We start from the raw sequence: 13,472 nt of genomic DNA, 5'->3' as shown, positions 1-13,472 counted from the left end.
GGGTTCCCGACCGGGCGCCGCACCTCTCCCCCCACGCTCCACCGGGAGGTGCACGGCGCCCGGTGCCGCGGGCCGGGCCGGTCCCGAAGAGACGGCCCGTGTCTCCACCCCCTACGCACGAGGAGCGCCCATGGCGCAGCAGGAGAGAGCCGAGCGGACGCGCCGGGCTCTGATCAACGGCGCCGCCAAGGCCATCGACCTGTACGGATATGAAGGGGCCTCACTTGTCGTCATCTGCACCGCCGCCGGGGTGACCAAGGGCGCCCTGATGTACCACTTCCCGGCCAAGGACGACCTGGTCCGGGCGGTGCGCAGCGAGGCCCGGCAGACGACCGCCGCGGCACTGGACTCCGTACCGCGCACCGGAGTCCGGCCGCTGCAGGCCGCCGTCGACATGACGCACGTGGTCGCCGGGCGGCTCGGGCACGACCCGGTCGCGCGCGCGGGAGCCCGGCTGACCCGGGAGTTCCCGCACTACCCGGACGCCGGCGGCTCCTGGACCGATCCGGTCCGCGCCGAGCTGGCCGCCGCCCTGCACGGGGTGTCCGACCCCCGGGAGATCGCCTCCCAGGTCGTGTTCTCCCTGATCGGGATGGACGTGTCCCTGCGGGCGGAGGAGCCGCGGCCGGGCCGCTCCTGTCGTTCGCTGCGCCGGCACGTGACCGGGCTGTGGCAACTGCTGCTGCCGGGGATCGTCGCCGGGCCGCACACCGCGGAGCCGTACCGGGCCGAGGGCTCGTCCCCGTTCTGCGCGTTCGAACCCGTATCCGAAGCCGCGATACCCGGACGACGGAGATGACCATGCGGGATCCACGCCCGCTGACCGGCGAGCCGCTCAGCCTGGACCTGCTCAACACCCTCTGGCACGACCGCTACGGGCACCACGACCTGCTCGACTCCCTGGGCGGTCTCACGCTCTGGCTGAGCGGCTCCCGGGCCGCCGCGCTCCACGGCCGGGGCGAGCTGCGGACCGACCCGGTCACCCTCGCCACGGCCAGGGAGGCCCGCACGGTGCTGGCCGGCGTGGTCGGGGCGGTCGGCGGGCTGGGCGGGGTCGGCGGGGTAATGTGTATACGAGACAGAGCGAGCCCGGTTCGACGAGCCGGTTCGACGGGCGCGGTTCTACGAGCCCGGTCGGCGCGGTCGGTCGGCCGGCGGAGGCGGAGCGGCCGGGAAGGTCGCGGGGAAGGTCAAGGGGGAGGACCGCGGGCGCCTCGGGGTCAGGGCGCGGGTTCGATGCCGGGCACCGTGCGGTCGAGCCGCGGCCAGAGCACGGCCGCGGACCCCCAGGTGAGTCCGGCGCCGAAAGTGGTGAGCAACACCCTTTCCCCGGCGTGCAGTTCACCGCGCGAGGCGGCGTCGGCGAGGGCGAGCGGGATGGACGCCGCCCCCGTGTTCCCGACCCGCTCGATGTTGGTCACCCGGCGCGGTCCCGGGACCGGAACGCGCTCCGCGACGGCGGTCACGATGCGGGCGTTGGCCTGGTGGGCGCAGAAGCGGTCCACGTCCTCGGGCGACCAGCCCGCGTGCTTCATCACGGTCTGCGAGGACTGCGTCATCCGGATCACGGCGTGCTGGAACACCTCGCGGCCCCGCATCCGGAAGTGCCGGTCGCCGGGGCCGTAGGCCTCCGGGGCCGAACGCTCCCGCGCTCCGCCGCCGCGCACCTCGATCAGCTCGTCGCCCGAACCGTCGCTGCCGAGGTCGAAGGCGAGGATGCTGCCGGGCTCCCCGTACCGGCCCCGGCGCAGCACCACCGCCCCGGCGCCGTCGCCGAAGACGATCCCGGCGGAGCGGTCCTCGGGGTCGAGGAGGGTGGAGTACACGTCGGCCGCGACGAGCAGGACCCGGTCGGCGCAGCCGGACAGCAGCGCGCCGGCCGCCGTGGCCAGCCCGTACAGGAACCCGCTGCAGGCGGCGCTCACGTCCCAGGCCGCCGCGCCGCCGAGACCGAGGCGGGTCGCGAGCTGCGGGGCCATGGCGGGCATCGGCCGGTCCGGAGTGGAGGTCGCCACGAGCACGGTGTCCACGGGAGCGCCCCCCGCCACGGCCAGTGCCCGGCGCCCGGCTTCGAGGGCGAGCTCGCCGGTGGAGACGCCGGGTGCGGCCCGGCGCCGCTCGCGGATCCCGGTGCGGCGGTGCACCCAGGCGTCGTCGATGCCCCAGGCCGCGGGGAGTCCGGCGTTGGCGACCACGCCCGACGGGACGTATCCGGCGATGCCTTGGAGCACCGCCGCGGGCGGCGCGGCCCGGCCGGCCGAGGGCGTCAACTGGTCTTCTGTGCAAGGCAAGGGGGAAGTCACGCACGTCTCTCAGGAGGATCTCGGGGGAGCGGCATGACTGTAGGGCGCGTCAAGATCACGGCGGGCGCGGAGGCGGCGCAGAACAGATGTGCTGGCCGACGGGTTCGCCGCGATTCCCGCAGCTCAGCGGCGTGAAGGAAGAAACGTTACGGCCGCTAGCCCATCAGGGATTCGCCCCAAAGGCTGAACTCGGTACGGCCATCCAGGCGCCTTGCTGACGGACGCGTGACGGACGGCAGACGCACGGCCGGCCCGCTGCTGCCGCACTGCTGACGGCCGAGGCTCCGCAAACGTCCCCGGGCGTACTAACCGGGCGGGAGGGTGGAGGGCAACGGCCGCGGCAGGGGTCCGCTGTTGAACGTGTTGCACGCGCCCCGTCCGGGCCGTGCGAACCGGGGCGCGGAAACCGCGTGGCCGCTGAAGTCCGGGCGCCGGTATCGTCCGGTCGCAGACCAGCCGTACCAGCGGCTTCCCGCACTCAGAGAGCGACGCACATGACCGTCCTGCGACCGACGACGACCCTATGGCGGCCCACCGGCCCCCAGGAGCTGGACCTGGTCCGCGAGCTGAACTGGCGTGCTTGGCCGCCGCGCCTTCCCGAGCAGCCGATCTTCTACCCGGTCCTCAACGAGGAGTATGCGATCAAGATCGCGAGGGACTGGAACGTGAAGCACAGCGGCGTCGGCTTCGTCACCCGGTTCGAGGTGGAGTCGGAGTTCTTGAGCCGCTACCCCGTTCAGCAGGCCGGGGGGCGCACGATCCTCGAGCTGTGGGTTCCGGCCGAGGAACTGGACGACTTCAACGCCCACTTGGTCGGCGAGATCCAGGTGGTACACGAGTTCCGCTGACCCGGATCCGGGATTGTTCACCGCCAGTGGAACTCTTCGATCCACGGCCGGCAAGGACGGTCGCGCCGCTCGGGCATGAACCCGCGTGCGCGATAGGAGTCGATCCCGTCGAGCTTCGCTCCCGACAGGTTCGCCCCGGCCAGGTCCGCGTGGTCGAGGAAGGCGCCGGTGAGGTCCGCGTTGCTCAGGTCCGCTCCGCACGGGTCCGCATAGCGGAGCTCCGCCTTCTTGAGGTTCGCCGCGGCCAGGTGCGCCCCGCGCAGGTTCGCCGCCCCCGATGCGTCGGCGTAGCCCGTGCTGTCGCAGGCGACGGGGCCGGCTTCCGGCAGAGGGCTCGGCTCCTCGCGTGTTGCGCTCCCGTCGTCGTCCTCGGCGGCGGGACCCAGGATGCGCTGCAGTGCGGCGATCCCCCCGAACGCGATGCCGGGTTCCTTCGACCCCAGGTTCGTGGTGGCGTCGTTGAACCGGCTGATGAGCTGCCCCTGCTCCGCCGTGGGGAGTCGCGGCGACGCTTCGCCACGGTTCTGCGGGCATCTCGCCGACTCATGCAGCGCACCTTCTCATGATCCGCGGACGGCGACAGGGTGCCACGCGTGACGGTTCGGTCCCTGCTGGCACGCGCTGACCAGCGGCATCCTGCGCTGCGCAGGTGGGAGCGGCGGCGCGCCGGGCACGTCAGGCCGGGGCCGGGGCGCGTCGCGGGTTTACCGTCGGCGGCATGGACGGTGATCTCCGAGGGTGGCGCGCGTGTTTCCTCAGCGGGGCGGTGTTCGCCGTGTGCATGGCCGGCACCACGCTGCCGACCCCCCTCTACGGGCTCTACCAGGAGAAGTTCGGCTTCTCCGAGCTGACGGTGACCGTGGTGTACGCCGTGTACGCCTTCGGGGTCATCGGCGTGCTGCTGCTGGCGGGCAATGTCTCGGACGCCGTGGGCCGGCGGCCGGTGCTGCTGGCGGGGCTGGGGTTGGCGGCGGCGAGCGCCGTCTGCTTCCTGTGCGCCGACGGGATGCCTTGGCTGTACGCGGGGCGGCTGCTGTCGGGGCTGTCCGCCGGCTTGTTCACCGGGGCCGCCACGGCGTACGTGATGGAGCTGGCACCGGCCGGCGGCGCCTCGCGGGCCACGTTCGTCGCGACGGCCGCCAACATGGGTGGGCTGGGCTGCGGTCCGCTGCTCGCCGGAGTGCTCGCGCAGTACGCCCCCTGGCCGCTGTACCTGCCGTTCGCCGTGCACATCGCGCTGGTGGCCGGCTCGGCCGCGGTCCTGCTGCGGCTGCCGGAGACGGTACGTGAGCTGCGGCCGCTGAGCACCGTACGGCCGCAGCGGCCCGGCCTGCCCCCGCAGGTGCGGGCGGTGTTCGGGCCGGCGGCGATCGCCTCGTTCGTGGGGTTCGCGCTGTTCGGGGTGTTCACGTCCGTCAGCCCGGCGTTCCTCGCACAGTCCCTGGACGTGCACAACCACGCCGTCAGCGGGCTGGTGGTCGCGATGGCCTTCTTCGCCTCGACCGCCGGGCAGCTGGCGGTCGGCCGGGTCGGGGTGGGGCGCTCGCTGCCGCTGGGGTGCGCCGGGCTCTTCGCCGGCCTGGCGCTGCTCGCGGGCGCGCTGTGGCGGGACCTGCTGCCGCTGGTGGTGCTCAGTGCCGTGGTCGGCGGACTCGGGCAGGGACTGGCGTTCCGCGGGGCGCTGTCCGCGGTGGCCGCGGCGTCTCCCGCGGACCGGCGGGCGTCCGTGATCTCCACGCTCTTCGTGGTGGCGTACACCGGCATCTCGGTGCCGGTGATCGGCGTGGGGTTGCTCGTGGGGCCGCTCGGACTGGAGGGCGCGGGGCTGGTGTTCATCGCGTGCATGGCGGTGCTCGTCGCGTCCGCTGCCCTCTACCTGCTCCGACGTCCGGTCCGGGCCGCCGGGATCTGAGCGCCGCGCAGGCCGGTCGACGGATCGGCCCGTTCCGCTGCGGGCGGGCCGGACCTCACCTCCCGCCCTCGTCCGCAGCCGGCCCGCGAAGTACGCGGGCGGCCGCGCGGAGGAACGGCGTCGCGGTCCGGACGCTCCGTCAGCGGGCCGTGGGGGACGCCTCCGTGTGCGCAGGGCCGGCCGGGCACCGCCTTCCTCACGGGTCGTGACGGAGGGAATTCGACAGGTAGTAATTAGGTGAATCCTTGACTGAATTCCCGTCAACAGGACTCCACTTGTTATCTCGATTCGATAACGACTCCCCTCGATAAGGCCTGGACCAATATGCGCGACGCGCGTAACTCCCTTTGTTTCCTTGCGTATTGATTGTTCATCAGATCTGACGCGCAGGTAACGGAACGATTTCTCGAAGCGCGCCCCTCTTTGTCCGAATTCTCCGCCGCATTCGTCTGGCAGGCTTCCGCGCACCCACTCATCCGATATTGCTTTGAGGTGCCCATGACAGGACGACGCAGACGGCATGAACACCGCCGCAAACCGCGACGGTTGGTACTCCTCACCGCCGCCATGGCCACGGCGGCGGTGATCGCCGCCGGCATCGCCTACTCCGGACTGGGCGACGGGGCCCAGGCCGTGTCCGTACAAGCCGGGGCGGAGGCCGCCGCACCGGCCGCCGCGCCCGCCCGGGACCAGGAGCCCGAACCCCTCGCCGCCGCGCCCGCCAACGAGGGCGCGCGCGGCATGGTCTACGACGGCCTCGCCCCCGCGCCGAAGGGCGACCGGTGCGCCGGCGTCTACCGGACCGGTGCCGGTCTGTGTACCCACGGCCCGGACGCCCCGCCCAAGGGCGTCGACATCACGAAGGACATCCCGCCCGCCGTCAAGGCCTCCGCCCCGGCGGCCGATCCGGCCCGCCCCGCCGCCGACGACCCGGCGCCCGGCGAAGGCGGCGGGCGTCCTCAGGACGCGCCCGCCGCCGACGCCGACCGTGCCGCCGACAAGTCCGCCGCGCCCGCGCCCTCGGCCGCCGGCCAGGCCGTCGCCGCCGGGCCCGCGGGCCAGACCGTCCAGTGCGACGGCGACGGCAGCACCGGCAATCGCGTCCAGGTCGTCTACGTCCACGGCCCCGGCCGCGACCGCTACTCCGAGTACGCGGCCTCGTTCCGCAAGTGGGCGGCCGACGCCGACGTCATCTACGCGGCGAGCGCCCAAGAGACCGGCGGGGTCCGCCACATCCGCTACGTGACGGCCGCCGACTGCACCCCCACCGTGCTCAACATCGAGCTCCCGGACTCCGCGCTGGCCGAGTTCAGCGCCACCAACGCCGCGCTCGCCGGCAAGGGGCTCGACCGCCGGGACCGCAAGTACATGATCTTCGCGGACACCCAGGTCTACTGCGGGATAGGCACCTTCAACGGCGACGAGCGGCCCGGCCAGGCCAACCTCAGCAACTTCGGCCCCTCGTACGGGCGTACGGACTCCGGCTGCTGGGGCGGCCACACCGCCGCACACGAACTCGGCCACAACCTGGGCGCGGTCAACAACAGCGCCCCGAACACCAGCCGCGGCGCGCACTGCACCGACGAGTTCGACGTCATGTGCTACTCGGACACCCCGTACTACCCGCAGATGCGCAACATCTGCACCAACCAGGCCGCCGAGAACATCCTGGACTGCAACCACGACGACTACTTCCACACCAGCCCCAAGGCCGGCAGCTACCTGGCCACGCACTGGAACATCGCCGACAACCAGTTCCTGATGAAGAACAAGGGGGGCGGAGGCGGCACCGACCCGGGTCCGAACCCGAACCCGAGCCCGAGTCCGAGCCCGACGCCGACCAAGAAGCCGACGCCCACACCGACCAAGAAGCCCACGGGCGGACCGGCCGTGACGGTGGGCCAGATCCAGTCGGACTCCGTCGTCGTGAGCTGGCCCAAGGCCGAGGGCGCCGCCTGGTACCAGGTCCTGCTGGGCGGCAAGCACCTGGCCTGGGTCCAGTCCCCGGTGCTGCGCGTCTACAACCTCCGGCCCGACACCTCCTACACGCTCGCCGTCTCCGTCCGTGACGGCGCTGGCCGTGACAGCGGACCCGGAAAGGCCGCGACCTTCCGTACGAAGGGCACGGGCGGCGGTGCGACCACCCCCGGCACCCGGTACCTGCTCGGGAACGGCAGCAGCGGCATGGCCGCCGAGGTCTGGGGCGGGCGCGGCGCCGACGGCACCGTGCTCGTCGGGGCGCGCTCCAACGGCTACGCCCAGCAGCAGTGGTACTTCGACGACGCGGGCAGCGGGCTGGTCCGCATCCGCTCCGCGGTCTCCGGCAAGTGCCTGGAGCCGGGCGGCACTCCGGCCGCCGGCATGTGGGTCGCGCAGCAGCCCTGCGGCCGCTCCGGTGCGCAAGCCTGGAAGCTGACCTCCCGCGGCGGCGCGGTGAGCGTCACCGACCCGGGCGGCGGCTTCGCGCTGACCGTGAGCAGCCGCCCCTACTACGGGAACTGGCTGCTCGACCTGCAGCGCGCGGACGGCCGCGCGGCGCAGGCCTGGACCGTGCAGAAGGCCGGCTGACCCAGTCGGCCCGTGAAGTCCCCTCCGGCGGACGGCCGCGCCACGCGGCCGTCCGCCGGGCCCCTCACCCCACCCGGAGCACCGCCACGATGCGCATACGAATCGCTTTCCAGACGGTCCTGACCGCCCTCGGCCTGATCCTGCTGGCCCCGGTCGTGGCGCACGCCCACGGCGACACCGTGAAGGTGGTGGTGAACGGGCAGCGGGAGGGCCGCGTCACCGCCGACATCACCTGGGAGAACGACGGGGACGCCGTCGAGGAGGCGGTCGCCGCCACCGTGAACGCGGTCAGCGCCGACGGCGCCCGCACGATGGGCCCCTGGCGGCTGGTGCGCGACCCCGCGGCGGCGCCGGCCGGCTGGACCACGGCCGAGTCCCTGCCGCCCGGTGCCTGGAAGGTCAGTGTGGACGTGGGCTTCCCCGCCCTCGGGCACGGCGAACTCGAAGTCGGCGTACCGGTGGTGGACACGGCCCCGGCCCCGACCTGTCTCCTCCACACATCTCCGAGCCCACGGCGCCGAGGCGGACCTCGACACCGAGAACGCGCAGCCCGTGCCCCCCGAGGACACGGCGGCGGGCGCCGCCGTCACGGCCGGCGACTGGGAGGCGGGCGCCGACTACGTCGGCGCGGCGGGCCGGGACCGGGGAATTCGCCTGTACCCCGTCCGCGGCCTGTCCGAGGTGGGGGGCGAGGGACGAGCCTCTCTTTTTGCCTCGGCGTGCGCCCCGCCCGCCGCCGCCAGCCGCCGCAGGCCCTCGGCGATCTCCGTCTCCGTGTGCGTCGTGAACGACAGGCGGAGGGTTCTGGGGTCCGGGGAGCCGGCGAAGAACGGGGCTCCGGGGACGAAGGCCACGCCCGCGGCGGTCGCCGCGCGCAGCAGGGTCGTCGCGTCGTGGCCCTGCGGGAGGCGGGCCCAGACGAACATGCCGCCCTCCGGGCGGTTCCACGTCGAGCCCGCCGGGAGCGCCGACGCCAGGCCCGACAGGAGTGTGTCGCGTCGGCCGCGGTACGCCTCCCGGACCCGGGCGATGTGCGCGGACAGGTCCGCCGTCCGCAGGTACTCCGCCGCCGCGAGCTGGTCCACCGTCGAGGTGTGCAGGTCCGCCGCCTGCTTCGCGAGCACCGCCCCGCGCAGCAGCGCCGCCGGTGCGCGCAGCCAGCCCAGTCTGACCCCCGGCGCCATCACCTTCGAGAAGCTGCCGAGCAGGGCCGTACGGTCCTCCGCGCCCGGGTGCGCGGCGAGCCACGGGATGTCGCAGCCCTCGTAGCGCAGGTCCCCGTACGGGTCGTCCTCCAGCAGCCACAGTCCGAGCCGGGCCGCGACGGCCGCGACCGCCGCCCTGCGGTCGGACGGGAGGGTGCGGCCGGTCGGGTTCTGGAAGGTGGGGACGGTGTAGAGCAGCTTGGGGCGCTCGCGCGCGACGAGCTCCTCCAGGGCGTCCGGGAGGATGCCCTCGCCGTCGCACGGCACGGGGACCACGCGGGCGCCCGCGAGCGCGAACCCCTGGAGCGCGGCCAGGTAGGTGGGGTTCTCGACGAGGACCGTGTCGCCCGGCTCGATCAGTGCCGTCGCGATCAGGCCGAGCCCCTGCTGGGAGCCGGTGGTGATCAGTACGTCGTCCCCGGTGGTCGCCAGTCCGCGCCCGTCGAACCGCCGGGCCACGGCCGCGCGCAGTTCCGGGGCGCCCTCGGTGGTCGAGTACTGGAGCGCGCGGCGGGCCGAGCGGGTGAGGACGGTGGTGTACGCGGCCCGCAGCCCCTCGGCGTCGAAGAGCTCGGGCGCGGGCAGGCCGCCGGCGAAGGAGATCATGCCGGGCCGGGCGGTGACGGCGAGGATCTCGCGTACGGCCGAGGGCGCGGTCGTGCGGACGCGGGCGGCCAAAGGCGGCGGCGGGGCGGGGGCGAGGCCGACGGTGGAGGCGGGCACGGGAGCTCCTTCGGGAGGCGGGTGCGCGCATCGTAGCCCCGTGAAGGTGTAGACGCCATCTATGTATCGGATGCTGAACTGCCCGCCGGGGACTCCCCATCTGACGTCGCATCAGCTAGACCGTCTCCCATGACAGCAGACGAGCGGAACACCCGGGCCGACGACTACGCCGAGCTCGCCTCGGTCGGCCCCTACGGAGTCCACCCCGGCCACGCGCTGATCACGATGGTCGAACCGCACCCGGGCCACGAGTTCGCGTACAACCGCTGGTACGAGGACGACCACTACTACGCGGGCGCCATGGCCATGCCCTGGATGTTCGCCGGCCGCCGCTGGGTCGCCACCCGGGACCTCCAGGAGCTGCGCTACCCGGAGAAGTCGGCGGTCGCCCAGCCCGTCACGGCCGGGTGCTACATATCCACGTACTGGGTCACCGAGGGCCGCTACGACGAGCACATGAAGTGGACCGTCGGCATCAACAAGCGGCTCAACCGCGACGGGCGCGTCTACCAGGACCGCACCCACGTCTTCACCGCGTTCCAGGACCACGAGGCCACCGTCTACCGCGACGGCGCCGCCGGTCCCCGCGACTTCCACGCCCTCGACCACCCCTACGGCGGGCTCGTCGTCCAGGTCGTCGACGCCGAGGGGCCGGAGCAGCGGGCCGAGCTGCTGGAGTGGCTGCGCTCGCGCGCCCTGCCGAAGCGGCTGGCCGGCTCCCCGGCCGCGATGGTCACGGTCTTCCGGCCGACGCCGCTGCCCGGCGACCGGATGACGTACGTGAAGCAGGTGGAGGGGGTCGACACCCGGCTGACCCTGCTGTGGTTCCTCGAGACCGACCCGCGCACCTGCTGGGACCGCTTCCAGGGGCTGGACGCGGAGGTCGCGGAGACGGGGCTGGGGCGGGTGGAGCTGGTGGCGCCGTTCATCCCGACGGTGCCGGGGACCGACCGGTACGTGGACCGGTTGCGCTAGCCGCTAGCCGCTAGCCGCTAGCCGCTAGCCGCTAGCCGCTAGCCGGGGCGGCCGCCGGGGGCGCCGTGCGGGCCCCCGTGTGCGGCTCCCGCGTACGGGCCCGGGTACGGCCTCCGCGCGCCCCGCGTGCGGACATGGCCGAGCCCCCTCGGCCAGGACGGCGGGCCGGTCGAGAGGGCTCCAGTCAGTGGTGCGGTGGTGCTGGTGGTACTGGTCGTGCTGGTGGTGCGGATCCTGCTGGTCCTGCGTGTCGTGCTGGTGGCGCTGTTCGTCTGTCGGCGGGCTGGGACGTTCGCCTCGACGTTCAGGCGAGGCGTCCCAGCCGGCCCTCGGTCACCTCGGCGACGAACGAGGTCCAGGAGCCGGGCGCGAAGGTGAGGGACGGACCGTCCTGCACCTTCGAGTCGCGGACCGCGATGGCCTCCATGACGGGGGACTTGACCTCGACGCAGGCGCCGTTGGCGGAGTACGAGGACTTGATCCAGTTTTCCGTGGAACCCTGACGAATGGCCATGTTTCTCTCCGGTTCAGCGAGTAGTACCGGTGGATCCCGGTGTCCTGTCGGCCATTTCTCCGACCGACGTGATCGACGCTACCCGCAGGTTCCGGCAGGTGTCGGGGGCGTTCACCCGACCGAGTGGCATATTCCATTTAGGCCTTCTGTGGCCGGGGAGTGACGGTGTACCGTACCGGCCTTTTGTTGAGCCTCAGTTCTCCTTGCTCGCGAAATCGTCGATGATGCGCGAGATGAACTGCCGCGTCTGGTCCACATTGTGGGCCTGTGCGCGCAAATGTTCGTACATCACGCTGTATTTCTGCACGTCGTTGGCCTTCTCCAGGTACAGGTCGCTCGTCACGCCCTCGATGTAGACGACGGTCGAGTCGGACGCGTCCGGGAATTCCAGAATGGCGTACTGGCCGTTGACGCCCGGGTGCGCTCCCATCGAGAAGGGCATCACCTGGACCGTGACGTGCGGCTTCTCCGACTGCTCTATCAAGTACTCCAGCTGCCGGATCATGAGCTGGGCATCACCCACGTGACGCCGCAGGGCCGCCTCGTCGATGACCGCCCAAAGCCGCAGCGGCCCGATCTCCGGATTGCTGTTGTCGGTCTCCCAGAGCCGCTTCTGGCGGTGCATTCGGACCTGTACGCGCTTCTCCACGTCGGTCGGAGCGGTCTCCGGCCATGCGCCCCGGACGAGCGACTGGGCGTACTCCGGGGTCTGGAGCAGCCCCGGCACCACCAAGGGCTCGTAGGTGCGCAGGCTGGCGGCGTCCGTTTCCAGGCCGATGTAGACGCTGTACGGGATGTCGCCGAAGGCGTGCCACCAACCTTGCTGGCGGGAGTCCTTGGCCATCTGCATGAGGGAGTCGACGAGCCGCCGGTCCTCGACCTCGTAGACGTCGCACAGATCGCGGACGTCGCGCTGGCTGATGGAGCGTCGGCCGTTCTCCAGTCGGCTGATCTTGGACTGGGAGACGAGCAGGCGCTCTGCGACCTGTTCGGCCGTCATGCCCTTGTCCTCGCGGAGCTTGCGCAACTCCATGCCCAGTCGGCGGCGTCGGACGGTGGGATTGACATTGGACGCCACGTGAACGGCACCTCCGCCTTCTTCTCTCGCTGTCTCTCTGCGTGCCTGCTGGTGAGCAGACTGCCACCGAAGCGTGCGGCCTCGCTGGGGAACGGCCCGGATGGGGTCCGGAACGGGCTGTCCGGATCGGGTTGCCGGCACCGGGCCGCCGGAATCGGGTTCCCGGGATCGGGCCTCCGGGACCGGGTTGCCGGGACCGGGTTGCCGGGACCGGGTTGCCGGGACCGGGCCGCAACGCAAACGCGCGGGGCGGCGGGGCCGGCGTACCGGCCTCGCCACCCCGCGCGCTGGCGGCTCCCGGACCGGGTCTGAGGGACGCCGGCCACGGCAGTGGCGTTACGTGTGCTGCGCGTGCTGCCTGTCGTGCTGGTACTGGTACCGCAGCTCGCGCTTGTCCTCGTGCTCGTACTGCGTGTCCGACCCGTACTGCGTGCCCGGCCGGCGGTTCAGTGCGCGGCCGCGCGGGCCATCGCTCCGGTCCGTCGCGGTTGCAGCGGAACGGCCGTGGCCGTCGCCCGGGTGGGCTGGGCCGGTGCCCGGTCGCGGCGCGGCTGTGCGGCCACGCCGTTCTGGACGTCCATGACGGCGTGCGCCACCAGTCCGCCCATCGGGTCGTGCCGGATCAGGTCCCGCAGTCGGGACCTGGACGACCGCCCCTCGTTGCCGGGGTACAGGTGCTTGCCGAGTCCGACCGCGTGGGCCAGGGCGGCAAGCGCCGCGGTCCGCGGGTCCGGGGGTACACCGGTGCGGATCGCACTGTCCAGCCGGGCACGGATCTCCCGGCTGATCGCCGTGTCGGTCGCTTGGTAGCGAGTCGTCGGCAGCACCCCGCACATCTGGCCCGCGACGGCACTGACCATGCCGCAACGCTCCAAGTGAGCGAGGTACACCTGGCGGAGCCCCAGTCGGGGTCCGCCGATCCAGTGGACGGCCCGAACCGGGCTGCCGCGCCTGCGCAGCAGTTCCAGTGCGGAGTCCAGAGTCGGATCTCCTGTCGGCCGTGGCATCACCACGGCGATACGATCCCCATCAGGGGCTATCCGTCCTGCCAGAGCCAGCTCCACTAGCTGTGCCCCGGCCAGGCCGAGGTCGAGCGACTGCGGCTGCGCCGTGGTACCCGTGGCCGGGTCCAATGCGAGCAGCAGGAGCTCCTCCGGAATCGTTCTGCGGCTCTTGCCCATCCATGCCTCCCCGCGTGGATGAGTGACAGGGTGACGCCTCTCACATTCATCTGTCGAGAGTGCCTGCCTGCTTTGTGGGGGAACCGTCAGCTATGTCGTTCTCGTCTATCACGGGGGCGATGCACCCGAGACGGGACACTGTTAGACATTCGGACAGCCGGGCGT

At 72.4% G+C, this 13,472-nt stretch carries 12 protein-coding genes; 5 read left to right on the top strand and 7 right to left on the bottom strand.

Annotation, left to right across the window (positions count from 1 at the left end; translation table 11 throughout):
• The first annotated feature begins 130 nt into the window (after positions 1 to 130).
• Positions 131 to 799, top strand: a complete 669-nt coding sequence (locus DRB89_RS36860; protein ID WP_112452378.1) for a TetR/AcrR family transcriptional regulator — start codon at positions 131 to 133, stop codon at positions 797 to 799.
• Between the two features lie 421 nt (positions 800 to 1,220).
• Here DRB89_RS36860 and DRB89_RS36855 read toward each other — a convergent pair whose 3' ends face one another.
• Positions 1,221 to 2,270 (bottom strand): beta-ketoacyl-ACP synthase 3, encoded by a 1,050-nt coding sequence (locus DRB89_RS36855; protein WP_239516546.1) that lies wholly within the window; start codon positions 2,268 to 2,270, stop codon positions 1,221 to 1,223.
• 527 nt (positions 2,271 to 2,797) lie between these two features.
• Here DRB89_RS36855 and DRB89_RS36850 point away from each other — a divergent pair.
• The gene (locus DRB89_RS36850) at positions 2,798 to 3,151 is read left to right on the top strand and encodes a hypothetical protein (RefSeq protein WP_112449430.1); all 354 of its coding nucleotides are present in this window, start codon (positions 2,798 to 2,800) and stop codon (positions 3,149 to 3,151) included.
• A gap of 17 nt (positions 3,152 to 3,168) precedes the next feature.
• On the opposite strand, the gene DRB89_RS46150 is transcribed toward DRB89_RS36850, so the two are convergent.
• The gene (locus DRB89_RS46150; protein ID WP_275432077.1) at positions 3,169 to 3,414 is read right to left on the bottom strand and encodes a pentapeptide repeat-containing protein; all 246 of its coding nucleotides are present in this window, start codon (positions 3,412 to 3,414) and stop codon (positions 3,169 to 3,171) included.
• Positions 3,415 to 3,869: 455 nt separating this feature from the next.
• Between DRB89_RS46150 and DRB89_RS36840 the strand changes: the two genes are divergently transcribed.
• Both DRB89_RS36840 and DRB89_RS46145 read left to right on the top strand, forming a co-directional pair.
• Positions 3,870 to 5,063, top strand: coding sequence for an MFS transporter (locus tag DRB89_RS36840; protein ID WP_112449429.1), 1,194 nt, complete (start codon positions 3,870 to 3,872; stop codon positions 5,061 to 5,063).
• Between the two features lie 546 nt (positions 5,064 to 5,609).
• The gene (locus DRB89_RS46145) at positions 5,610 to 7,631 is read left to right on the top strand and encodes an RICIN domain-containing protein (RefSeq protein ID WP_239517741.1); all 2,022 of its coding nucleotides are present in this window, start codon (positions 5,610 to 5,612) and stop codon (positions 7,629 to 7,631) included.
• A gap of 64 nt (positions 7,632 to 7,695) precedes the next feature.
• Here the strand turns inward: DRB89_RS46145 and DRB89_RS36830 are convergent, their stop codons facing one another.
• Together DRB89_RS36830 and DRB89_RS36825 are read right to left on the bottom strand one after the other, a co-directional pair.
• Positions 7,696 to 7,998 carry a hypothetical protein gene (locus tag DRB89_RS36830; protein WP_112463619.1) on the bottom strand — a complete coding sequence of 101 codons (303 nt, stop codon included), beginning with the start codon at positions 7,996 to 7,998 and terminating at the stop codon, positions 7,696 to 7,698.
• A gap of 250 nt (positions 7,999 to 8,248) precedes the next feature.
• Complete coding sequence (locus tag DRB89_RS36825) at positions 8,249 to 9,559, bottom strand: PLP-dependent aminotransferase family protein (protein WP_112463618.1); 1,311 nt, start codon at positions 9,557 to 9,559, stop codon at positions 8,249 to 8,251.
• A 129-nt stretch (positions 9,560 to 9,688) separates the two neighbouring features.
• Between DRB89_RS36825 and DRB89_RS36820 the strand changes: the two genes are divergently transcribed.
• Positions 9,689 to 10,534 carry a hypothetical protein gene (locus tag DRB89_RS36820; RefSeq protein WP_112451690.1) on the top strand — a complete coding sequence of 282 codons (846 nt, stop codon included), beginning with the start codon at positions 9,689 to 9,691 and terminating at the stop codon, positions 10,532 to 10,534.
• A gap of 304 nt (positions 10,535 to 10,838) precedes the next feature.
• Here DRB89_RS36820 and DRB89_RS36815 read toward each other — a convergent pair whose 3' ends face one another.
• From DRB89_RS36815 to DRB89_RS36805, 3 genes are all read right to left on the bottom strand, one after another.
• Positions 10,839 to 11,048 (bottom strand): DUF397 domain-containing protein, encoded by a 210-nt coding sequence (locus DRB89_RS36815; protein WP_112451689.1) that lies wholly within the window; start codon positions 11,046 to 11,048, stop codon positions 10,839 to 10,841.
• Positions 11,049 to 11,241: 193 nt separating this feature from the next.
• A complete protein-coding gene (locus DRB89_RS36810) occupies positions 11,242 to 12,126 on the bottom strand; it encodes a helix-turn-helix transcriptional regulator (protein WP_112451688.1) in 885 nt (294 codons plus the stop codon).
• 446 nt (positions 12,127 to 12,572) lie between these two features.
• On the bottom strand, positions 12,573 to 13,307 hold the full coding sequence (locus DRB89_RS36805) for a GPP34 family phosphoprotein (RefSeq protein WP_112451687.1): 735 nt from the start codon (positions 13,305 to 13,307) through the stop codon (positions 12,573 to 12,575).
• Positions 13,308 to 13,472 lie beyond the last annotated feature (165 nt).

The organism is Streptomyces sp. ICC4, assembly GCF_003287915.1.
In the GTDB taxonomy this organism is placed as follows: domain Bacteria; phylum Actinomycetota; class Actinomycetes; order Streptomycetales; family Streptomycetaceae; genus Streptomyces; species Streptomyces tritrimontium.
This window is presented reverse-complemented; position numbering and strand designations above follow the sequence as displayed.